General features: G+C 71.5%; 20 protein-coding genes and 1 pseudogene. 16 read left to right on the forward strand and 5 right to left on the reverse strand.

The annotated features are described in order from the left end of the window. Window positions 1–108 precede the first annotated feature (108 nt). Together IG08_RS0136855 and IG08_RS57690 are read left to right on the forward strand one after the other, a co-directional pair. Window positions 109–582 (forward strand): C40 family peptidase, encoded by a 474-nt coding sequence (locus IG08_RS0136855; protein WP_030613174.1) that lies wholly within the window; start codon window positions 109–111, stop codon window positions 580–582. 312 nt (window positions 583–894) lie between these two features. Then, window positions 895–1695, forward strand: a pseudogene (locus tag IG08_RS57690) (LysR family transcriptional regulator). A 15-nt stretch (window positions 1696–1710) separates the two neighbouring features. Here the strand turns inward: IG08_RS57690 and IG08_RS0136865 are convergent. Beyond that, complete coding sequence (locus tag IG08_RS0136865; RefSeq protein WP_030613177.1) at window positions 1711–2169, reverse strand: ATP-binding protein; 459 nt, start codon at window positions 2167–2169, stop codon at window positions 1711–1713. A gap of 213 nt (window positions 2170–2382) precedes the next feature. On the opposite strand from IG08_RS0136865, the gene IG08_RS0136870 reads away from it, so the two are divergent. Both IG08_RS0136870 and IG08_RS0136875 read left to right on the forward strand, forming a co-directional pair. Further along, on the forward strand, window positions 2383–3243 hold the full coding sequence (locus IG08_RS0136870; protein WP_030613180.1) for a helix-turn-helix domain-containing protein: 861 nt from the start codon (window positions 2383–2385) through the stop codon (window positions 3241–3243). Window positions 3244–3252: 9 nt separating this feature from the next. Beyond that, window positions 3253–3474 carry a DUF397 domain-containing protein gene (locus IG08_RS0136875; protein WP_030613184.1) on the forward strand — a complete coding sequence of 74 codons (222 nt, stop codon included), beginning with the start codon at window positions 3253–3255 and terminating at the stop codon, window positions 3472–3474. 41 nt (window positions 3475–3515) lie between these two features. Here the strand turns inward: IG08_RS0136875 and IG08_RS0136880 are convergent, their stop codons facing one another. Further along, the gene (locus tag IG08_RS0136880; RefSeq protein ID WP_030613187.1) at window positions 3516–4643 is read right to left on the reverse strand and encodes an 8-amino-7-oxononanoate synthase; all 1128 of its coding nucleotides are present in this window, start codon (window positions 4641–4643) and stop codon (window positions 3516–3518) included. A gap of 148 nt (window positions 4644–4791) precedes the next feature. Between IG08_RS0136880 and bioB the strand changes: the two genes are divergently transcribed. From bioB to bioD, 3 genes are read left to right on the forward strand one after another with little or no spacing between them, the layout of a single operon-like run. Further along, complete coding sequence (gene bioB / locus IG08_RS0136885) at window positions 4792–5994, forward strand: biotin synthase BioB (RefSeq protein WP_030613190.1); 1203 nt, start codon at window positions 4792–4794, stop codon at window positions 5992–5994. Then, on the forward strand, window positions 5987–7276 hold the full coding sequence (locus IG08_RS0136890; RefSeq protein WP_030613193.1) for an adenosylmethionine--8-amino-7-oxononanoate transaminase: 1290 nt from the start codon (window positions 5987–5989) through the stop codon (window positions 7274–7276). The genes bioB and IG08_RS0136890 overlap by 8 nt, the downstream gene beginning before the upstream one ends. A 1-nt stretch (window position 7277) precedes the next feature. Beyond that, the gene (gene bioD, locus IG08_RS0136895) at window positions 7278–7994 is read left to right on the forward strand and encodes a dethiobiotin synthase (protein WP_030613196.1); all 717 of its coding nucleotides are present in this window, start codon (window positions 7278–7280) and stop codon (window positions 7992–7994) included. Here the strand turns inward: bioD and IG08_RS0136900 are convergent. After that, the gene (locus IG08_RS0136900; protein ID WP_030613198.1) at window positions 7991–10216 is read right to left on the reverse strand and encodes a helix-turn-helix domain-containing protein; all 2226 of its coding nucleotides are present in this window, start codon (window positions 10214–10216) and stop codon (window positions 7991–7993) included. The genes bioD and IG08_RS0136900 overlap by 4 nt on opposite strands. Before the next feature lie 114 nt (window positions 10217–10330). On the opposite strand from IG08_RS0136900, the gene IG08_RS0136905 reads away from it, so the two are divergent. Both IG08_RS0136905 and IG08_RS0136910 read left to right on the forward strand, forming a co-directional pair. Further along, window positions 10331–11017 (forward strand): esterase/lipase family protein, encoded by a 687-nt coding sequence (locus tag IG08_RS0136905; RefSeq protein WP_030613201.1) that lies wholly within the window; start codon window positions 10331–10333, stop codon window positions 11015–11017. A gap of 75 nt (window positions 11018–11092) precedes the next feature. Next, complete coding sequence (locus IG08_RS0136910; RefSeq protein WP_030613204.1) at window positions 11093–11782, forward strand: class I SAM-dependent methyltransferase; 690 nt, start codon at window positions 11093–11095, stop codon at window positions 11780–11782. On the opposite strand, the gene IG08_RS0136915 is transcribed toward IG08_RS0136910, so the two are convergent. Further along, window positions 11783–12121 (reverse strand): hypothetical protein, encoded by a 339-nt coding sequence (locus IG08_RS0136915; RefSeq protein WP_052425016.1) that lies wholly within the window; start codon window positions 12119–12121, stop codon window positions 11783–11785. 58 nt (window positions 12122–12179) lie between these two features. Further along, complete coding sequence (locus IG08_RS0136920; protein ID WP_030613223.1) at window positions 12180–12422, reverse strand: hypothetical protein; 243 nt, start codon at window positions 12420–12422, stop codon at window positions 12180–12182. A gap of 197 nt (window positions 12423–12619) precedes the next feature. Here IG08_RS0136920 and IG08_RS0136925 point away from each other — a divergent pair, with 197 nt between their 5' ends. The 7 genes from IG08_RS0136925 (at window position 12620) to IG08_RS0136955 (ending at window position 20758) form a co-directional block, all read left to right on the forward strand. Beyond that, window positions 12620–13429: an ABC transporter ATP-binding protein gene (locus tag IG08_RS0136925; RefSeq protein WP_030613226.1), complete on the forward strand. Its 810-nt coding sequence runs from the start codon at window positions 12620–12622 to the stop codon at window positions 13427–13429. Between the two features lie 4 nt (window positions 13430–13433). After that, on the forward strand, window positions 13434–16001 hold the full coding sequence (locus IG08_RS0136930) for an ABC transporter permease (protein WP_030613229.1): 2568 nt from the start codon (window positions 13434–13436) through the stop codon (window positions 15999–16001). Between the two features lie 46 nt (window positions 16002–16047). Then, window positions 16048–16938: an LLM class F420-dependent oxidoreductase gene (locus IG08_RS0136935; protein WP_030613234.1), complete on the forward strand. Its 891-nt coding sequence runs from the start codon at window positions 16048–16050 to the stop codon at window positions 16936–16938. 55 nt (window positions 16939–16993) lie between these two features. Then, window positions 16994–17419 carry a GNAT family N-acetyltransferase gene (locus tag IG08_RS0136940; protein ID WP_030613238.1) on the forward strand — a complete coding sequence of 142 codons (426 nt, stop codon included), beginning with the start codon at window positions 16994–16996 and terminating at the stop codon, window positions 17417–17419. A 144-nt stretch (window positions 17420–17563) separates the two neighbouring features. Continuing rightward, the gene (locus tag IG08_RS0136945; RefSeq protein ID WP_030613242.1) at window positions 17564–18898 is read left to right on the forward strand and encodes a hemolysin family protein; all 1335 of its coding nucleotides are present in this window, start codon (window positions 17564–17566) and stop codon (window positions 18896–18898) included. After that, entirely contained in the window at window positions 18895–19917 is a 1023-nt protein-coding gene (locus IG08_RS0136950; protein WP_030613245.1) for a hemolysin family protein, read from the forward strand. The genes IG08_RS0136945 and IG08_RS0136950 overlap by 4 nt, the downstream gene beginning before the upstream one ends. Window positions 19918–19975: 58 nt before the next feature. Next, window positions 19976–20758, forward strand: coding sequence for an SGNH/GDSL hydrolase family protein (locus tag IG08_RS0136955; RefSeq protein WP_030613248.1), 783 nt, complete (start codon window positions 19976–19978; stop codon window positions 20756–20758). The last annotated feature ends 112 nt before the right edge of the window (window positions 20759–20870 follow it).

The following is a 20870-nucleotide window of genomic DNA, read 5'->3' on the forward strand; positions in this document are numbered from 1 at the left end:
TGACCGGGCCGAGCAGCCCTTGGGGTGAAGCCGCAGCCGCGGCCGGGCAACTTCGCCAGCCCGAATCCGACAGGTCATCCTTCACAGGCGGCTGACGAAGGGTTGCGCATGACTGCGCTCAATCGTGTCCCGTCGCTCATGGTCCGGGCCGGTACGGCCTCGGCCCTCACCATCGCCGCAGTGGGCGGCTCCGTCGTGGTCCCGGGTGTCGCAACAGACGCCGCGGCCGCCACGTCGGCGACGAAGGCACTCAAGGTCGCGGCCTCCAAGAAGGGTTCCCCGTACAAGTACGGGGCCACGGGGCCGTACCGCTTCGACTGCTCAGGGCTCACGCTGTACTCGTTCAAGAAGGCGGGCAAGAAACTGCCCCGCACAGCGGCCCAGCAGTACAACAAGACACGCCACATCTCCGCCGGCAGCCGCAAGTCCGGAGACCTGGTGTTCTTCCACTCGGGTTCCAGCGTCTACCACGTCGGCATCTATGCCGGGAAGGGAAAGATCTGGCACGCCCCCAAGACCGGGGACGTGGTGAGACTGCAGAAGATCTGGACGAAGAGCGTCTGGTACGGCCGGGTCAAGTGACGCTCCCGAGGGGGTGACGGCGACCTGACCTGCCGTCACCCCCTCGGGCATCCCCGGCGCTTGCCACGGTCAGGCTGCCAACAGCGGCTCGACCAGCAGCACCGCGCCCAGAGCCGTCAGCGCACCCCCGGTGCCCCCTCCCCACGACGACCCGCGCGGGCCGCGCGGCCCGCGGGGTGATGGGCGCCAGCCGCAGCGCCGACAGAGTCCGAACGCCCAGGTACAACACGTGGGCGCCGCACAGCAGTTGGAGTGTGCGATACAGCGAGTACGGCCGCGGCGAGGGCCGTGTGCAGGAGCAGCCCGCCCTCGATGTTGACCCGGAGGACGGTACCTCGCGTCGGGACTCACCGCTTCCCCCGGCTCCATCACCGCGCCGCCGAGCGCCTCGGCTACACCCCGCCCGCGCTCTCCCAGCAACTGGCCAAGCTGGAGAGGGAGGCGGGCACGGCTCTTCTCGTACGGCATCATCGCGGCGCGCGATTCACGGTGTGGGTGAGTTGCTGCTGGCGCGGACCCGGCGGCTGCTCGACGAGTTGGAGCGAGCGCGGCACGAACTGGCCCGGCCGGCCGGGCTGTCGGGCGGCGCGCTGCGGCTCGGCATCTTTAAGACCACGGGCATCCATCTGCTGGCGCTGACGCACACGTACGAGCCCGCCGCACCGGTCGTGCTCCCGGCGTCCGTCTCCCTGGATCCGGTCCTGGTCGAGGAGTTGGTGCTGGTGACCGCGCCGGGCCATGCCCTCGCCGACGGGGCCTCTCGGCTCCCTCTGGCCGAACTGACAGGGCAGCCGCTCGTCAGCATGGCGCCCTGGCATCGGCGCGGCAGGGTATGGGCGGCGCCAGCCGGGGCGGGAGCCACACCCTCGGCGCTGGTGACGACTCCGGGATACACATTGGTGTGCGCGCTGGTCAGTGTGGGGCTCGGGATGGCGGTCGTACCGGAGCCGGTGGCACGGACAGCGGTCACGCCGGTGGGGCTGCGGCTGCTGGAAGGGGGGCGGGTTGCGCCGTACGATCTCGGTCGCGCACCGCGGCGAGGAGGCCTCGCCTGCCGCGGAGGCCTTCCGGGCGCTGCTGCGGGGGGCGTTCGGCCGTGCGTGGCCGATCTGACCTCACCTACGGCTGCTACGGCTCCTGCTGCCCCACGGCCGTCACCGGCTCCGCCGGTACGGTCCAGGGCAGTTCGATGGAGACGGTCTTGCCACCCTCTCTGGTGGGCCGGACTCTCAGCTTGCCGCCGCACTCTGCGGTGAGCCAGCGGATGATCACCATGCCACGGCCGTTGTCCTGCTGGACCGCGGCGGGCAGGCGCTTGGGGAAGCGGGGGTGGCTGTCGGTGACCCCGATGCGCAGTTGTTCGTCACGGTCGAGCTGGATGTCCACCGTGAAGGTGGGTGACTGCCCGAAGGTGTGCTGTACGGCGTTGGTGGCGAGTTCGGAGACGATGAGCCGGATGGTCTCGGCCACGTCGGAGTCCGGTGGCAGACCCCACTCGGCCAGTGTGGTCAGGACATAGGTGCGGGCCGTGGAGACCGAGGCGGGATCGCTCGGCAGAGTGACGGATGCTTCCAGGTGGTCTGCCATGGCCAGGTCGTCCCTTTCCCACGGGACCGCAGTCCGACACGGAGCGGATGGTTCGAGTACGGTCCCGGACTGGTGCTTCGTCGCCAGACTGCCATTACCGAGCCGGTGGCGGGTGGCGATCCACCAAGATATGCATATATCTGTCGCTCAAAGCGGTGAACTCTGCGACGGAAGACCGTATTTGGGTGGCTCGGAAGGAGTAAGGAGTACCCCATGCAGCACGGTCCCGCGGTGCGCCGCCGGAAACTGGGCGCCGAACTGCGTGCGCTGCGCACGAGTGCGGGGCTCACCAGTGGCGAGGCCGCCCGGCTGGTGGGCTGGCACCAGTCGAAGGTCAGCCGCATCGAGACCGGCGCCAGCGGCGTGAAACCGGCCGATGTGCGGTTACTCCTGGACGCCTACGAAGTACAGGATGCCCAACTTCGGGAGCTGCTGCTGGCGTTGGCCGGGTCCGACGAGGGCGGCGGCCGGCACCACTGGTGGCACGCGTACCGCGGGGTACTCCCACCCACCTACCGGGACTTCATCAGCCTGGAGTCCCAGGCGAGCGCGATGCGCACACTGGAGACCTCGGTCGTGCCCGGGCTGCTGCAGACGCCCGAGTACGCCCGTGCGGTGACCAGCGCCTCGGTGGACGGCCTCGACGACGAGCGGCTCGACGCGCTGGTCGAGGTGCGGCTGGCCCGGCAGGACGTACTGCGCTCGCATCCGCCGCTGGAGCTGACCGCTGTCCTGGACGAGGCGGTGCTGCGGCGGGAGATCGGCGGACCCGAGGTCATGGCCCGCCAGCTGCGACGGCTCCTGGAGGCGGCGCTCCTGCCACAAGTGCGGCTCCAGGTACTTCCGTTCACTGCCGGGGCGCACATCGGCATCACCGGGCCTTTCGTAATCTTCTCATTTTCGAGCACATCTGATCTGGACGTGGTTGTTCTCGACCACTTGACGAGTAGCCTCTACCTCGAACGGAAAGAAGACCTCCAGGCCTATACGGAGGCCTTCAACGCCCTTCAGATCCACGCCCTTTCGCCCGAGGACTCGTTGGATTACATCGCCGGGATAGGTGACGGCGCGTAAGGAGGCACCATGTCCGCAATGCCTCGGAACGTACCTTCCAGTACCGATCTGCACGGCGTGCGGTGGCTGCGCAGCAGCTACAGCACCGGAGCCAACAACTGTGTGGAGACGGCTCGGCCGTCGTCCGGCCCAGCGGCCGGACTCCTCGCCGTGCGCGACTCCAAGAACCCGACCGGACCCGCGCTGCTCTTCTCCCCCGAGAGCTGGGCGGGCTTCACGGCCGCGTTCTGATCACTTCGCTCCCACTCGGCGCACGGCCGTGTCACGCCGACTCATGGTCGCGTCTCGCCGATCACACGTACAGCGCGTTCGATCTGCCCCTCGGAGAGGTCCGCGCGGGCGGTCAGCCTCAGCCGTGAGATGCCGTCGGGCACCGATGGAGGACGGAAGCAGCCCACGGACAGTCCTGCCTCACGGCAGTCGGCCGCCCATCGCACGGCCCCCTCCGGGGAGGGGGCGCGCACGGAGACGACCGCGGCGTCCGGCCGTACGGCTTCCAGACCCGCGGCGGTCAGGCGTGCGTGCAGTTCGCTCGCCACCTCGCGCGCCCGCGCGGCCCGCTCCGGTTCACGGCGCAGCAGTCTCAGGGCCGCCAGGGCCGCGCCCGCCGCCGCGGGGGCGAGGCCCGTGTCGAAGATGAACGTCCGGGCCGCGTTGACCAGGTGGTCGATCACCCGGGCGGGGCCGAGGACGGCTCCGCCCTGGCTGCCGAGCGACTTGGACAGGGTGACCGTGACGACCACGTCGTCGGCGCCCGCGAGGCCCGCCGCGTGCGGGGCGCCCCGGCCGCCGGTGCCGAGGACGCCGAGCCCGTGGGCGTCGTCGACGACGAGTCCCGCACCGTGCTCCCGGCATGCCTCGGCGAGCCCGGCCAGGGGGGCCGCGTCGCCGTCGACCGAGAAGACGGTGTCGGACACGGCGACGGCGGGCCCGTCGTGCGTCTGGAGTGCCTTGCGCACCGCGTCCGGCTCGGCGTGCGCGACGACCTGGGTGGTGCCGCGGGCCAGCCGGCAGCCGTCGATGAGCGAGGCGTGGTTGCCCGCGTCGGAGACGATCAGCGAGCCGTGCGGTGCGAGTGCGGTGACGGCGGCGAGGTTCGCCGCGTAGCCGGACGAGAAGACGAGGGCCGCCTCGAAGCCGCAGAAGTCGGCCAGTTCGCGTTCGAGTTCCGTGTGGAGTTCGGTGGTGCCGGTGACGAGCCGGGACCCGGTCGCTCCCCCGCCCCAGGTCCGCGCGGCCCGCGCGGCGCCCTCGGTGACCTCGGGATGGCGGGCCAGACCCAGGTAGTCGTTGCTCGCGAGATCCAGGAGCGGGGAGTCGGCGGGGCGCGGGCGCAGGGTCCGTACGAGTCCGGCGCGGCGGCGTACGTCCGCCTGCTCGTCGATCCAGCCGAACGCCATGGCTCCTCCGGGGGAATTTGTAGGCAGTGGACAGACACTAGCCGGAGCGCCCGCCACCCATGATGTGGCAATACCCACACGTCGAAAGCCCTCTCTTGTACGAACTCTCCTTGGCCGGGAGCGGCTCCTTAGGACAGGATCGGCTCTCATGGACCTGCTGAACACGCTGGTGGACAAGGGGTTGCGGCGCGAGCTGCCGACCCGCGAGGAAGCGCTGGCCGTCCTCGCCACTTCCGACGACGACCTGCTGGATGTGGTGGCCGCGGCCGGCAAGGTGCGCCGGCAGTGGTTCGGGCGCCGGGTGAAACTGAACTATCTCGTCAACCTGAAGTCCGGGCTGTGTCCCGAGGACTGCTCGTACTGCTCCCAGCGGCTCGGCTCCACCACCGGCATCCTGAAGTACACCTGGCTCAAGCCGGACGAGGCCTCGCAGGCCGCGGCGGCCGGGCTGGCGGGTGGCGCCAAGCGGGTCTGCCTGGTGGCCAGCGGACGCGGTCCGACCGACCGTGACGTCGACCGTGTCGCGGGCACCATCAAGGCGATCAAGGACCAGAACGAGGGCGTCGAGGTGTGCGCCTGTCTCGGTCTGCTCTCCGACGGCCAGGCCGAGCGGCTGCGCGAGGCGGGCGCGGACGCCTACAACCACAACCTCAACACGTCCGAGGCGACGTACGGCGACATCACGAGCACGCACACCTACGCCGACCGGGTGGACACCGTGCAGAAGGCGCACGGGGCGGGCCTGTCCGCCTGCTCGGGCCTGATCGCCGGTATGGGCGAGAGCGACGAGGACCTGGTCGACGTCGTCTTCTCGCTGCGCGAGCTGGACCCGGACTCGGTTCCGGTCAACTTCCTGATCCCGGTCGAGGGCACCCCGCTGGCCAAGGAGTGGAACCTCACCCCGCAGCGGTGCCTCAGGATCCTGGCGATGGTGCGGTTCGTGTGCCCGGACGTCGAGGTGCGGATCGCGGGCGGCCGCGAGGTCCACCTGCGCACCATGCAGCCCCTTGCCCTCAACCTTGCCAACTCGATCTTCCTCGGCGACTACCTCACCACCGAGGGCCAGGCCGGCAAGGCCGACCTGGAGATGATCGCGGACGCCGGCTTCGAGGTGGAGGGCGCCGGCGAGGTGACCCTGCCGGAGCACCGGGCGACGGCCGGGGGCGGATGCGGGTCGCACGAGAGCGCTGGGAGCGGCTGCGGGTCGCATGAGGGTGCCGGGTGCGGGTCCCATGAGGGTGGCGGTGTCTGCGGTACGTCGGCTGCCGCGCCGGCCGTGAGCGAGCCCCGTACCGACCTGGTCGCCGTACGTCGTCGCGGTGCCGGAACGGACCTCGCGCCCAATGCCTGACCTGCCCGGCCTGCCTGTGCCGGAGCTGCTGGAGCTCGACCGGCGGCACGTCTGGCATCCGTACGGTCCGATGCCCGGGCGGCAGGAACCGCTCGTCGTGGAGTCGGCGAGCGGAGTGCGGTTGCGCATGGCCGACGGCTCGGGTGAGCTCGTCGACGGCATGTCCTCCTGGTGGTCCGCCATCCACGGCTACAACCACCCGGTGCTCAACGAGGCCGCGCGGGACCAGCTCGGCCGGATGAGCCACGTGATGTTCGGCGGGCTCACCCACGAGCCCGCCGTCCGACTCGCGAAGCACCTTGTCGACATGTCGCCCGACGGCCTGGAGCACGTCTTCCTCGCCGACTCGGGTTCGGTGTCGGTCGAGGTCGCCATCAAGATGTGCCTGCAGTACTGGCGTTCGCTGGGCCGCCCCTCCAAGCAGCGCCTGCTGACCTGGCGCGGCGGCTACCACGGCGACACCTGGCAGCCGATGTCGGTGTGCGACCCCGAGGGCGGGATGCACGAGCTGTGGAGCGGGGTGCTGCCGCGCCAGGTGTTCGTGGACGCGCCTCCGGCCGAGTACGAGGAGTCGTACGCCGATCAGCTGCGCGCGGCGATCGAGCGGCACGCCGACGAACTGGCCGCGGTGATCGTCGAGCCGGTGGTGCAGGGTGCGGGCGGGATGCGGTTCCACTCCCCCGCCTATCTGCGGGTGCTGCGCGAGGCGTGCGACGCGCACGACGTGCTGCTGGTGTTCGACGAGATCGCGACCGGGTTCGGGCGCACGGGCGCGTTGTTCGCGGCGGAGCACGCGGCGGTGACGCCGGACGTGATGTGTGTGGGCAAGGCGCTGACCGGCGGATACCTGACCATGGCGGCGACGCTGTGCACGCCGCGGGTGGCCGACGGCATCTCGCGGGGCGAGGTCCCCGTGTTGGCTCACGGCCCGACGTTCATGGGCAATCCGCTGGCCGCTTCCGTCGCCTGCGCCTCGATCGAGTTGCTCCTCGGCCAGGACTGGCTCGCCGAGGTCAAGCGGATCGAGGCGGGGCTGCGGGAAGGGCTGGCGCCGGCCCTTGAGATCCCGGGGGTGCAGGACGTACGCGTCCTCGGTGCCATCGGGGTCGTGCAGTTGGACCACGCCGTCGACATGAAGGCCGCCACGGAGGCGGCCGTACGCGAGGGTGTGTGGTTGCGGCCGTTCCGCGACCTGATCTACACGATGCCGCCGTACGTCACCGGAGACGCGGACCTGGCGCGGATCGCGCGCGCGGTGCGCGCGGCGGCTCAGGAGGGGTGACATGCCGATTCTGGTGATCACGGGTACCGGCACGGAGGTCGGCAAGACGGTCACGACGGCCGCCGTGGCCGCCGCCGCGCTCGCGGCCGGACGCACGGTGGCCGTGCTGAAGGCCGCACAGACGGGCGTACGGCCGGACGAGCCCGGGGACGCCGAGGAGGTCGCGCGCCTCGCCGGTGGCGTGACCACGGCCGAACTCGCCCGGTACCCCGAGCCGTTGGCACCCGCGACGGCCGCACGGCGGGCCGGGCGGGCGCCGGTGCATCCGCACGAGATCGCCGAGGCCGCCGCCAAGCTGGCCACCGAGCACGACCTGGTGCTGGTCGAGGGGGCGGGCGGGCTGCTCGTCCGGTTCGACGCGGCGGGCGGAACACTCGCGGACGCGGCCCGGCTGCTGTCCGCGCCGGTACTGGTCGTGGCGTCGGCGGGCCTCGGCACGCTGAACACCACGGAGCTGACGGCGCGTGAACTCCGCGCCCGGGGGCTCGACTTGGCGGGGCTCGTGATCGGCAGCTGGCCCGACTCCCCCGATCTCGCGTCGCGTTGCAACGTCGCGGATCTGCCGGACGTCTCCGGAGCGCCGCTGCTCGGCGCCCTGCCGGCCGGGGCCGGGGGGTTGGCTCCGGCCGACTTCCGTTCCACGGCGGCCGGTTGGCTGGCGCCCCGGCTGGACGGGACATGGGACGCCGAGGCGTTCCGGGTGCGGGAAGCCCCCTAAGACGAGTCCTCTTCCGCCAGCAGTCGCACGAGATCGATCCTCGACCGGATGCCCAACCGGGCGAAGACACCGCGCAGATGGTGGTCGATCGTGCGGGGGCTGAGAGCCAGGCGGGCGGCGATCTCGCGGTTGGTGGCGCCCTCGGCGGCCATGCGGGCGACCAGCAGCTGCTGGGCCGTCAGCCGGGTGGTGGGGTGCTCGGTCACGCCGTGCGCGGGCGAGGCGGGTGCGCCGAGGGCGCGGAGTTCGGCGCGGGCCTGGGCCGCGCAGTGCGGCGCCCCGAAGTGCTCGAACGCCTCCAGGGCGCTGTTCAGCCGGTCCCGTGCCTCCGTACGGCTGCGGAGTCGGCGCAGCGCGCCCCCGAACAGCAGCTCCGTACGGGCGCGTTCGAAGTCGCGGGTCCCGTGCGCGTGCAGGTCGAGTGCCGTGCGGTAGTGCTCGACCGCCTCCGCTCCTGGTGCCAGCAGGGCGTGGCAGCGGGCGCTGAGGGCGAGGTCGTCGGGGCTGCGCACCACGGTCGCCCAGCGGTGGTAGTCGGCGTGGGCGCCCCGGGCGATCCGGGTGTCGCCGGTGCGGACGGCGGCCTCGACGTAGTGCGGGGTGGCCAGGTGCCGGATGGCCCGGTGGCCGTGGCCGGGGCCGAATCCGGCGAGGGCGCGCAGGCGGGCCGCCGCCGCGGCGAAGCGGCCGCTGGTGAGGTCGAGGAAGGCGAGCGCCCACTGGGCGAGGGCGGCGGGCAGGCCGAGGCCGCGGGCGAGGGCGTACGACCGTGCGGCCGCGGCGCGCTCCCGGCAGGTGTCCGCGTCCCCGGTGATCGCCGCGAACATGGCGAGGGCGGCCTGGAGATGGCAGGCGCCGTTGTCCTGCCCGGTGGCGTGGGCCTGCCGCAGGGCGTCCGCCGCGGTGGCCGCGCCGGCCTGCGGGCGCCCGGTCCAGAAGTCCGCGTAGGCCCGGAACTCCAGGGCCTGGGCCACGGTGACGGTCGCGCCCAGCGCCCGCGCCGAGGCGGCCGCCCGCACCGTCGCGGTGGCGGCGCGGGTGTGGTCGCCGAGCAGGAGAGCGGCGATGCCGGCGTGGACCAGCAGCGTCGGGTCGCCTCCCGGACCGCACCGCCCTGCAGCCGCCTCCAGCAGGTCCCGCGCGTCCTCGTACCGTCCCTCGAAGGCGGCCGCGAGCCCGCCCAGTGTGCCGGGCACCACGATCCCCGTCCGCTCGGCGATCCGGGCGGCCTCCCGGCAGCGGCGCAGGTCACCGGTGTAGATGGCGGCCTCGGCGGCGCGGGCGAAAAGGTGGGCCGCGGGGGCGGAGGCGTCGGGCGCGCTGTTCTCACGTGTCACCTCGCGGCCATCTGCAGAACCGTTCCCTCTCTCCTGCTGGACACCTGCCGTCAGCAGCGCGTCGAAGGCCTCCGTGGCGTTTCCGGCACGCAGCGCGATCAAGCCGGTCAGCGTGTGGTCGTCGGTGGCGGCGGCCAGGCGGCGGGCGCGGTCCCCGTCGCCCGCCTGCCAGGCGTCCGTGGCGGCACGCGCGAGGAGCCGGGCCTGCTCGGACGGATCGGGGGACAGCTCGGCGGCCCGCTCCAGGAGCACACGGGCGAGGGTGGGCTGGCCCGTCTCGCGGGCCCGGGCCCCTGCGGTGCGCAGCTCCCCCGCGAGGCGTCCGCTCGGGCCGAGCGCGCCCGCTCCGCGGTGCCAGGAGCGGCAGGGCGTCTCGACGTCGCCGCGCAGCACCCGGGCCAGCAGCCGGTGGACGTCGCGCCGGTCCGCCGCCGAGCCGGACTCGTACGCGGCGATCCTGGTCCAGGCGTCACGGAAGACGACACCGCCCGCCCCCGCGTGCGCGATGCCGGCCACCTCGGCGGCCTCGAGCGGGCGGGTGTCGAGGCGGGCCGCCGTGACGGCACGCAGGAAGGCATGGGTGGCGACCGGGTACTGGTCGGCCGCGGCGAGGAGCAGAAGCAGCCGGGTGTCGTCCGGCAGCAGCCGGATCTCCGCGCGGTGTGCGCGCAGCAACGACGGTGCCAGTTCGGCGGGTTCCGTCGGGAGCGGGTCAAGGCCCGCCGCCTGTCTGTCGGTCAGGAGCGGTACGAGTTCGGCGGCGGCGCGCGGATCGCCGTACACGGCACGCAGCACCCGCACCCGTACGCCCTCGGGAAGCGCGGAAGCCAGGCGCCGCGGCAGCGAAGCGCGGTCGAGAGGCTGGGGGTTCACCGGAGTCACCACGCGACTGACGTTACTGGCGAGTTAATTGACCCGTAAAGACCGGCGATTTCGCCGATGCGGCGCGCGTAGACCCGCCTGACACTCCTGACAACCCCACCCGTATCAGGAGGCATCATGCAACGCTCCACGCGTCGCATTTCAGCGGTCGTCTCGGCCCTGGTCTCATCGCTCCTTCTGTCCCTCTCCCTCGCCGCGGCGCCCGCTCACGCCGCGACCCACAACCCGATCGTCTTCGTGCACGGCCTGAGCAGTTCGTCGAGCAGCTGGGACGACTGGGCCGCCGACTTCGAGGCCGACGGCTACACCGCCTCGGAGCTGGACGCCTGGTCGTACAGCTGGTCGCAGTCGAACGTGACCACCGCCCAGCAACTGGCCACCGAGGTCCAACGGGTGCTCACCGCGACCGGCGCCTCGAAGGTCGATCTGGTCGTCCACTCGATGGGCGCGCTCAGCGCCCGCTACTACCTGAAGAACCTCGGCGGGACCGCGTACGTCGACGACTTCGTCTCCACCGCAGGCGTGAACCACGGCACGACGACCGCTTCGTGGTGCACCTGGCTGTACACGTCGTGTGCCGAGATGTACACGGGCAGTTCGTTCCTGACCTCGCTCAACTCCGGCGACGAGACACCGGGCAGTGTCGCCTACGCCAGCTACTGGTCGAACTGCGACGACGCGCTCACCCCGGACACCACCGCGATCCTCAGCGGTGCGACCAACGTCGAGGTCGGCTGCGTCTCGCACACCGACATGAACAACGACTACGGCGTCTACGAGCAGGTGCGCGACTTCGTCGCCTAGCCCACGGGCGGGGGGTGCGCGGGGCGCGTTCGGGGGACAATCCAGGTAGGGCCCCGTCCTGCCCGGGAGGTCGCCATGCCGCCAAGGTCCGCAGGCAGCGGCAAGCTGCCACGCGATCCCGTGCACCACCCGCTGTTCGCCCGCCGTTACGCCCGCCTCAGCAAGGCCGCCGAGACCCGTTTCGGCATGGCCGGAATACGTGCCCGAATGCTCACCGGGCTGTCCGGGCGGGTGATCGAGATCGGCGCGGGCAACGGCCTGAACTTCTCGCACTATCCGGGCACCGTCTCGGAGGTCGTGGCGATCGAACCGGAGCGCCTGCTGCGGCAGCTGGCCGTGGAGGCCGCCCTGCGCTCCGAAGTACCGGTCGACGTGGTCCCGGGGGCGGCGGAGGCGCTGCCGGTCAAGAGCGAGGCCTTCGATGCGGTCGTGATCTCGCTGGTGCTGTGCAGCGTGCGCGACGTGCCGCGTGCCCTAGCCGAGGTGCGGCGGGTGCTGCGACCCGGCGGGGTCGTCCGGTTCTTCGAGCACGGCGAGGGCGGCGGCCGGGCGATGCACTTCACGCAGCGCGCCCTGGACCGCACGGTGTGGCCGGCGCTGAACGGCGGCTGCCACGTGGCCCGGGACCCGATCGGCGCACTGCGGGACGCCGGATTCGAACTCGGCCCTTACCGGCGGGTGTCGATACCGGAGAGGGGCCCGAAGCTCCCTACCTCCTACTGCGTGCTCGGCACCGCATGGCGGCCGGCACGCACCGATCGGTGATCACAGACACCACTGGCGCAGCTCCCGCGCGATGTCGTGCACCGAGACCTCCCCGCTCTTCACCAGTCGGGCGAGGTCGCGCACCCGCTCCGGCGAGGTGACGACCTTGTGGCCGCTGGCGACGAGGTAGGCGTAGGCGACGGCCGAGGCGAACAGGGCGTTGGAGCGCTCCAACGCGGGGACGTGGATGAGGAGTTGGAGCAGCGCGGCGGCACGCGCGTGCGAGCTGTCGTAGACGGGGACGTCGAAGATCTGGGCCTCGTGGCGCGCGACGGCGGCGACGAGGGCGCCCCAGTCGGCGACCTGGGGATCCCCCGGGGTCTTCTGTTCGGCGAGCATCAGAAGCCAGGCGAGGTCGATGCCGAGGTGGTCCGCGTTGTTCGGGTTGTCCAAGGGATCAGTGACGGCCTTCGCTCCGGTCCGCTCGGGTGTCCGTGCCGAACTCCTCGGCGAAGACGGACTCGTACTGCTTCATGAAGTCGGCGGCGGCCTCCACGAAGGTGTGGCCCACCTCGCCGGTGTCCTGCCTGACCAGCTCTTCGATGTAGCGGTTGACGCTCATGCCGCGGGCCAGTGCGCGTTCTCGGGCCGCGCGGGCGGTGCCCTCGTCCACGCGTACGTTCAGTTGGGTCTTGGCCATACCACAAAGCTAGCGCCGAGGTGCTAGCACCCGCAAGAGGCCATGCCCGACGGGGAGCGTGCCCCTTACACGGGTATCAGGGGCCCAACCTGGGGTGGAGACGGCCTCGACCCCACGGGGGATACCGGGTGTGGGCCGCGTCACATTACCCTCGACCGGATGGGAACGTACCGGCATCCAGGAGCTAGGAGGCGGCCTTGTCCACACCTGCTGCGGAGCACACGCCCGGCCATGCGTCGGCCGACGGGATCGTGGCCCGCGCCCGCGGTCTGACCAAGGCGTACGGCTCGGGCGAGACGGCCGTGATCGCCCTGGACTCGGTGGATGTGGACATCGCGCGCGGGCGGTTCACCGCCGTCATGGGCCCGTCGGGTTCCGGGAAGTCCACGCTGATGCACTGCCTGGCCGGGCTCGACACCGTGTCGGCCGGGCAGGTGTGGCTCGGCGACACCGAGATCACGGGGCTGAAGGACCGCGAGCTGACCCAGCTGCGCCGGGACAGGATCGGGTTCATGTTCCAGTCGTTCAACCTGATCCCGACGCTGAACGCGGCCGAGAACATCACCCTGCCCATGGACATCGCGGGCAAGAAGCCGGACGAGAAGTGGCTGGACCAGGTCATCGACACGCTGGGGCTGCGGGACCGGCTCAAGCACCGGCCGTCCCAGCTCTCCGGCGGTCAGCAGCAGCGCGTCGCCTGTGCTCGCGCGCTCGCCTCCCGCCCCGAGCTGATCTTCGCGGACGAGCCGACCGGCAACCTCGACTCGCGCGCGGGACTGGAGGTCCTCGGGTTCCTGCGCGAGGCCGTCGACGAACTCGGGCAGAGCGTCGTCATGGTGACCCACGACCCGGGCGCCGCCGCCCACTCCGACCTGGTGCTCTTCCTCGGGGACGGGCGGATCGTGGACGAGATGGAGCGGCCCACGGCGGAGGCGGTGCTGGAGCGGATGAAGCGCTTCGACGGCATCCGCGGCCAGTTCGACGACACCACCCCCGACGAGGACTGAGGCCGTGCTCAAGGCGACTCTCCGCAGCTTCCTCGCCCACAAGGGGCGGCTGCTGCTCTCCGCGCTGGCCGTCGTCCTGTCCGTGGCGTTCGTCTCGGGCAGCCTGATCTTCTCCGACACGCTGAGCCGCACCTTCGACCGGCTCTTCTCCTCGACCGCGCCGGACCTCACCGTCAGCCCGAAGGAGGACCTCGACGAGGCCATCCCGTCCGGCATGACGCCCACCCTGCCGGCCGCCCTCGCGGACCGCGTGTCCCGGGTCGACGGGGTCGCCGCCGCGCGCGTGGACGCCGAGACCGAGAACATCACCGTCGTCGACCGCGAGAACGAGAACGTGGGCTCGACCACCGGCGCCCCCACCATCGGCACCGACTGGAACCCGACCGAGCGCAGCCCCGTGGAGCTCACCTCCGGCCACGCCCCGCACGGCGCGGGCGAGGCGCTGCTCGACTCGGAGACCGCCGACCGCAAGGACGTACGCATCGGTGACACGCTCAACGTCATCGCGGGGCCGGGGTCGTTCAAGGTCGAGGTCGTCGGCATCGCCACGTTCACCACGACCAACCCCGGTGCCACCCTGCTGTTCCTCGACACCGCGACCGCGCAGACCAAGCTGCTGGGCAACGCGAAGGGCGCCACCAGCATCTCGGTCGACGCCGACGAGGGCGTCAGCAACGACCAGTTGAAACAGCGCGTGGCCGCCGCGCTCGGTACGGGCACCTACGAGTACCGGACCGCCGACGAGCAGGCGAAGTCGGACGTCGACCAACTGGGCGGATTCCTCGACGTCATCAAGTACGTCATGCTCGGCTTCGCCGGTATCGCCGTACTGGTCGGCGTGTTCCTGATCGTCAACACGTTCTCGATGCTGATCGCCCAACGCACCCGCGAGCTGGGCCTGTTGCGGGCGCTGGGCGCGGACCGGCGCCAGGTCCGCCGTTCGGTGCTGACCGAGGCGACCCTGCTCGGCCTGGTCGGCTCCACGGTGGGGCTCGCCACGGGCATCGGGCTGGCCGCCGGGCTCATCGCGCTGATGAACGCGTTCGGCATGAACATCAAGTCCAGCGAGATGGCCATCGGCTGGGGAACACCCGTCGCCGCGTACGTCGTCGGCGTCGGCGTCACCTTCGTCGCGGCCTATCTCCCGGCCCGCCGCGCGGCCGGCGTCTCGCCGATGGCGGCCCTCGCGGACGCCGAGATCGCCGGGATCGGGCGGCCGCTGAAGGTGCGCGCGATCGTGGGCGGCGTCGTCGGGGCGGCGGGCGCGGCCGCGCTCGTGGGCTGCGCAGCATCCTCCCAGACCGCGTCCGCAGCCTCCCTCCTGGGCCTCGGCGTCGTCCTGACCCTCCTCGCCACCGTGATCGCGGGCCCGCTGCTGGTACGGCCGGTGATCCGGGTGCTGGGCGGGGCCTTCCCCGCGCTCTTCGGTCCGGTCGGCCGGATGAGCCAGCGCAACGCCCTGCGCAACCCCCGCCGTACCGGTGCCACCGCGGCCGCGCTGATGGTGGGTCTGGCCCTGGTCGGCGGGATGTCGGTGGCGAGTGCCTCCATGACGAAGTCCTTCGACGAGCAGATCGACAAGACGCTGGGCGCCGACTTCGTGGTGCAGAACGGCAACTTCCTGCCGTTCCCGCAGGAGGTCACCGACCAGGTGCGCAAGACCGAGGGCGCGGGGCTCGTCGTACGGGCACGGTTCACACCCGTCGCGGTACGGCTGCCGGACGGCGACCGGGTCGAGACGACCGCCGCGGGCTACGACCCGCAGCTCGACGAGGTCGCCAACATCCCCTACGCGCAAGGGGACTCCGCGGCCGCGCTCGCGGACGGGAACATCGCCATGGACGTCGACTTCGCGCGGGACCACGGCGTGCGGGTCGGCAGCACGATCCCCGTCGAGTTCCAGGGCGGCCGGAAGACGGACCTGACAGTGGGAGCCCTCACCGACCAGGAGAGCGCCGACGGGTTCGGCACTCAGGGCGGCCTGTACTTCGGTCTGACCACACTCGAACGCTTCGCGCCGGGCGGGCAGGACTCCGCGCTCTACGTGAACGCCGCCTCCGGCACGAGCCCCGACGACCTGCGCGCGAACCTGGAGAAGACGCTCGACCCCTACCCGCAGGTCCAGGTGCGCGACCTGGCCGACTACAAGGACCTGGTCCACGACCAGATCGCCGTCCTGCTGTACCTCGTGTACGCGCTGCTCGGGCTCGCGATCGTCATCGCGGTGCTCGGCGTGGTCAACACCCTCGCCCTGTCGGTCGTGGAACGCACCCGCGAGATCGGGCTGCTGCGCGCCATCGGGCTCGCCCGGCGCCAGCTGCGCCGGATGATCCGGCTGGAGTCGGTGGTGATCGCGGTGTTCGGCGCGGTGCTGGGCCTCGCGCTGGGGCTGGTGTGGGGCGTGTGCGTCCAGCAGGTACTGGAGTTGCAGGGCATGAACGTGCTGGCGATCCCCTGGACCACGATCGTCGCGGTCGTCGTCGGCTCGGCGGTGGTGGGCATCGTGGCGGCGCTGCTGCCCGCGTTGCGTGCATCCCGCATGAATGTGCTGGCGGCCATCGCGCACGAGTGATGGAATCGCGGTGAGTACTCAAATCGCTTATTGCTGAGGAGAGTTCATGCCGCGCCCCTTCCGCTTCGGAGTCAACCTGACCGCCGCCGAACCCGCCGGGGAATGGCGCGCCCAGTGCCGACAGGCCGAGGAACTCGGCTACGACGTGATCCTCGTCCCCGACCATCTCGGCAAGGTCGCGCCCTTCCCGGCGCTGGTCGCGGCGGCGGAGGTCACCGAGCGGCCCCGACTGGGCACGCTCGTGCTCAACGCGGGCTTCTGGAACCCGACGCTGCTCGCCCGCGAGGTGGCCACGACGGACGCGCTGACCGGTGGACGCCTCGAGCTGGGCCTCGGCACCGGCTATGTACAAGCGGAGCACGACACGGCCGGGCTGCCGTTCGGCTCCGCACGCGAGCGGGTGGACCATCTCCAGCGCACGATCGAGGAGTTGGAACGGCTGCTCGCCTCCGAGGACCACCAGCCGCAGCCGACGCAGCAGCCCCGTGTCCCCCTGCTGATCGGCGGCAACGGCAACCGGATGCTGCAACTGACCGCCGAGCGCGCCGACATCGCGGCCTTCACGGGGGCGACCCTGGTGCCGGGAAGTACAACCGGTCAGTTCACGCCGGCCACCGCCGAGGAACTCGACGAGCGCGTCGCGCGCTACCTGCGGCTGTCCGAGAGCCGCAAGGAACCGGCCGAACTGAACCTGCTCGTCCAGATGGTGGTCGTCACCGACGACCGCGAGGCAGTGGCCACGCCGTTCCTGCACCGGGTACCGACCCTGACCCTGCAACAGGCGCTGGACCTGCCCATCATGCTGATCGGCACGGAGGAGGAGATCGTCGCGCAGGTGCTGGCGCAGCGCGAGCGGTACGGCTTCTCGTATCTGACCGTGCTGGAGGCGTCCATGGAGGCGTTCGCGCCGATCATGGAGAAGCTGCGCGGCCGGTGACGTCCGCATGCTGGAATTCCCGGGTCCCCTCAGGCGTACGTGATGGGATCGCTGTATGACTGACCTGCGGATACGGGCCGCGACGCCCGAGGACCTCGACACCGTACTGGCCTTCTGGAAGGAGGCCGCCGAGGGCACGAGCATCAGCGACGACCGCGGCGGCGTGGAGCGGCTGGTCGCCCGAGACCCCGAGGCGCTGATCCTGGCCGAACTGGACGGCGAGCTGGTCGGCACGGTGATCGCCGGCTTCGACGGCTGGCGGTGTCATCTGTACCGGCTCGCGGTGCACCCGGAACGCCGTCGGCGGGGTATCGGTTCGGCGCTGCTCACGGCCGCGGAGGAGCGGTTCGTGGCGCTCGGCGGGCGGCGCGGGGACGCGATGGTGCTGGTGCGCAACGAGACCGCCCACCATGCCTGGCGTGCCGCGGGGTACACGCCCGAGGAGAAGTGGCGGCGCTGGGTGAAGCCCCTCGCCGACTGATCTGTTTTGCCCGTCCTTTACTATTGGGGGACCATCATGGTCCCCCGATGAAAGGTGTGAGCGTCCGCCCATGGGCGAGCCTCCCAGTACGCGACATCGCGCGATCCTCCCTGCCCTGTCCGATCATGGGACGGAGGTGACCCGATGACCGAAGTGCTCCTCCTGCTGGTGGCGATCCTGCTCTCACTCGCCTGTGGCGCCTTCGTCGCGGCGGAGTTCTCGCTGACCACCGTCGACCGCGGCCAGCTCGAACGGGCCGTGGAGCGCGGCGAGCGGGGCGCGTCCGGCGCCCTGAAAGCCGTACGGAATCTGACGTTCCAGCTCTCCGGGGCGCAGCTCGGCATCACGGTCACCAATCTGGTGGTCGGCATGCTCGCCGAGCCGTCGGTCGCCGCGCTGCTCTCGGGCCCCCTCGAATCGATGGGCATCTCACGCTCCACCGCGTCCTCGCTCGCGCTGGTGATCGGCACGGCCCTGTCGACGGTCGTCCTGATGGTCGTCGGCGAGCTCGTGCCCAAGAACTGGGCGATCTCCTCGCCGCTGGCCGTGGCCAAGCGGGTGGGCAACGCGCAGCGCTGGTTCAGCGCCGCCTTCCGCCCCTTCATCACGCACCTCAACAACACCGCCAACCGCGTGGTGCGCCTCTTCGGCCTGGAGCCCGCCGAGGAGCTGGCCTCCGCGCGCGGTCCCCAGGAACTGGCCGCCCTCGCCCGGCACTCCGCCAAGGCGGGTGCCCTGGAGGCGGACACCGCCGAGCTCTTCGTGCGGACCCTGAACCTGGCCGACCTGACCGCGGAGAACGTGATGACGCCGCGCGTGCAGGTCATCGCCCTCGACGTGCAGGCGACCTGCGAGGACGTGGCGAACGCGACGCGGGCGACCGGCCTTTCCCGGTTCCCGGTCTACCGCGGCAACCTCGACTCGGTCGTCGGCACCGCGCACATCAAGGACGTCCTGGCGGTCGCCGCCGACCGCCGGACCCGCGTGCGCGTCTCCGAGCTGATGCGCGAACCGCTGCTGGTGCCGGAGTCGCTCACCGTCGACCGGCTGCTGGACCGGCTGTCCGGCAAGCGCACCATGGCCGTCGTCATCGACGAGTACGGCGGCACGGCGGGCGTGGCCACGCTGGAGGACATCGTCGAGGAGGTCGTCGGCGAGGTGCGGGACGAGCACGACCCGCACGAGACGCCCGACCTGGCGTCGGCGGGTACTGATGACGAGGGCCGGGCCCTCTTCTCCGCCGACGGCTCCGCCCGCACCGACCAGCTCGCACGCGTCGGACTCAGGGCGCCCGAGGGGCCGTACGAGACGCTGGCCGGTCTCGTGGCGACCGAGCTCGGCCGTATTCCCGCCGTCGGTGACCGGGTCGAGGTCGCGGGCTGGCAACTGGACGTGGTGGACGCGTCGGGTCGCAGGGCCGCACGCCTGCTGCTGCACGCGCCACTGCACGAGGAGACGACGGAAGGGGAGAGCAAGTGACCGCCATCCAGTTGCTGATCGGTCTGGCGACCCTCGTCGTCAACGCCTTCTTCGTGGGCGCGGAGTTCGCGCTGATCTCCGTGCGCCGCAGCCAGATCGAGCAGTACGTCGAGAAAGGGGCGCAGGGCGACCGGCGTGCGAAGAGCGTGCTGTGGGGCTTGGAACACGTCTCCGCGCTGATGGCGGCCGCGCAGCTCGGCATCACGCTGTGCACGCTGGTCCTGGGTATCGTCGCCGAGCCGGCCATCGCTCATCTGCTGGAGCCGGTGTTCCATGCGGTGGGCGTGCCCAAGGGCGCGGGTCACGCGGTGTCCTTCGTGATCGCGCTGACCCTGGCGACGTATCTGCACATGCTGCTCGGCGAGATGGTGCCCAAGAACATCGCGCTGGCCGAGCCCGTGCGCAGCGCGCTACTGCTCGGCCCGCCGCTGGTCACTCTGTCCCGGGCACTGCGCCCGGTGATCTTCGCGATCAACGCCTTCGCGAACGCCCTCCTGAAGCTGCTCAAGGTCGAGACCAAGGACGAGGTCGCGGCCACCTTCTCGGACGCCGAGCTGGCCCGGATCGTGCGGGACTCCAGTGAGGCCGGGCTGATCGACGACCGTGCGCAGGAGCGGCTGCGCGACGCGCTGGAGCTGGGGCGGCGGCCCGTACGGGATGTCGTGCTGCCCCTGGAACGTGTCGTCTACGCGCGCGTGGGCGTCACCCCGGAGCAGCTGGAACGGCTGTCGGCCGAGTCCGGGTTCTCCCGCTTCCCGGTGGTGGACGACGGGCGCCGCATCCTCGGCTATCTGCATGTGAAGGACGCGCTGGACGCCTCCCCACGCGACCTGCCGCTCCAGGTGCGGGACATGCGGCCGATCGCACGGGTTCGCGAGAGCACACCGCTGGACGACGTGCTCACGGCGATGCGCGGCAGCCGGACGCACGTCGCGGCCGTGCTCGGCGACGACGGGCGGCTGGCGGGGCTGGTGACCATGGAGGACGTACTGCAGGAGCTGTTCGGACAGCGGGCGTGAGGGGCTGGTCGGCCCGACCGACCAACGGGTATGGGCCCGGGTTACCATCTTTTCCGCCATGCAGAAGAAACCCACACACTCCAGCCTCGTCGCGGTCGGCGACTCCTTCACCGAGGGCATGTCGGACCTGCTCCCGGACGGTTCCTACCGGGGCTGGGCCGACCTGCTCGCCGGCCGGATGGCCGCCCACACGCCCGGCTTCCGGTACGCCAACCTCGCGGTACGCGGCAAGCTGATCCAGCAGATCGTCGACGAGCAGATCGACGTGGCGGCGGCCATGGAGCCCGACGTGATCACGCTGGTCGGCGGGCTCAACGACACCCTGCGGCCCAAGTGCGACATGGGCCGCGTGCGCGAGCTGCTGACCGAGGCCGTGGAGCGGCTCGCCCCGTCCTGCAAGCAGCTCGTGCTGATGCGCAGCCCGGGCCGCCAGGGCCCGGTCCTGGAGCGCTTCCGGCCGCGCATGGAGGAGCTGTTCGTCTGCGTCGACGAGCTGGCGGAGAAGCACGGCGCGATCGTCGTCGACCTGTACGGCGCTCCGTCCCTCGGCGATCCGCGCCTGTGGGACGTGGACCGGCTGCACCTGTCGGCCGAGGGCCACCGCCGCGTCGCCGAGGCCGTCTGGCAGACGCTCGGCTACGACCCCGAGGACACGGAGTGGCGTACGCCGATCCCGGCCACGCTGCCGCCAGGGTTTGCCGCGCGGCGGGTCGCGGACGCGCGCTTCGCCCGGCAGCACCTGCTGCCGTGGATCGGGCGGCGTCTGACGGGCCGGTCGTCGGGGGACGGTTTGCCGCCGAAGCGGCCTGAGCTGCTGCCGTACGAGGGTCCGTCGGGGTGACCGTCCAGGTGTCTCGCCCCCGCCGCCCCTACCCGTCCCATCCTTCTGGGGCTCCGCCCCAGACCCCGCTCCTCAAACGCCGGAGGGGCTGGATTTTGCCGGCCGAGGCTGG

The organism is Streptomyces fulvoviolaceus (genome assembly GCF_000718165.1).
Classification (GTDB): Bacteria; Actinomycetota; Actinomycetes; order Streptomycetales; family Streptomycetaceae; genus Streptomyces; species Streptomyces fulvoviolaceus.

Excerpts from the sequence above, each read along its gene's own strand:
- IG08_RS0136855 (WP_030613174.1), top strand. The coding sequence starts at position 109 with ATGACTGCGCTCAATCGTGTCCCGTCGCTCATGGTCCGGGCCGGTACG.
- IG08_RS0136865 (WP_030613177.1), bottom strand. The coding sequence starts at position 2,169 with ATGGCAGACCACCTGGAAGCATCCGTCACTCTGCCGAGCGATCCCGCC.
- IG08_RS0136870 (WP_030613180.1), top strand. The coding sequence starts at position 2,383 with ATGCAGCACGGTCCCGCGGTGCGCCGCCGGAAACTGGGCGCCGAACTG.
- IG08_RS0136875 (WP_030613184.1), top strand. The coding sequence starts at position 3,253 with ATGTCCGCAATGCCTCGGAACGTACCTTCCAGTACCGATCTGCACGGC.
- IG08_RS0136880 (WP_030613187.1), bottom strand. The coding sequence starts at position 4,643 with ATGGCGTTCGGCTGGATCGACGAGCAGGCGGACGTACGCCGCCGCGCC.
- bioB (WP_030613190.1), top strand. The coding sequence starts at position 4,792 with ATGGACCTGCTGAACACGCTGGTGGACAAGGGGTTGCGGCGCGAGCTG.
- IG08_RS0136890 (WP_030613193.1), top strand. The coding sequence starts at position 5,987 with ATGCCTGACCTGCCCGGCCTGCCTGTGCCGGAGCTGCTGGAGCTCGAC.
- bioD (WP_030613196.1), top strand. The coding sequence starts at position 7,278 with ATGCCGATTCTGGTGATCACGGGTACCGGCACGGAGGTCGGCAAGACG.
- IG08_RS0136905 (WP_030613201.1), top strand. The coding sequence starts at position 10,331 with ATGCAACGCTCCACGCGTCGCATTTCAGCGGTCGTCTCGGCCCTGGTC.
- IG08_RS0136910 (WP_030613204.1), top strand. The coding sequence starts at position 11,093 with ATGCCGCCAAGGTCCGCAGGCAGCGGCAAGCTGCCACGCGATCCCGTG.
- IG08_RS0136915 (WP_052425016.1), bottom strand. The coding sequence starts at position 12,121 with ATGCTCGCCGAACAGAAGACCCCGGGGGATCCCCAGGTCGCCGACTGG.
- IG08_RS0136920 (WP_030613223.1), bottom strand. The coding sequence starts at position 12,422 with ATGGCCAAGACCCAACTGAACGTACGCGTGGACGAGGGCACCGCCCGC.
- IG08_RS0136935 (WP_030613234.1), top strand. The coding sequence starts at position 16,048 with ATGCCGCGCCCCTTCCGCTTCGGAGTCAACCTGACCGCCGCCGAACCC.
- IG08_RS0136940 (WP_030613238.1), top strand. The coding sequence starts at position 16,994 with ATGACTGACCTGCGGATACGGGCCGCGACGCCCGAGGACCTCGACACC.
- IG08_RS0136945 (WP_030613242.1), top strand. The coding sequence starts at position 17,564 with ATGACCGAAGTGCTCCTCCTGCTGGTGGCGATCCTGCTCTCACTCGCC.
- IG08_RS0136955 (WP_030613248.1), top strand. The coding sequence starts at position 19,976 with ATGCAGAAGAAACCCACACACTCCAGCCTCGTCGCGGTCGGCGACTCC.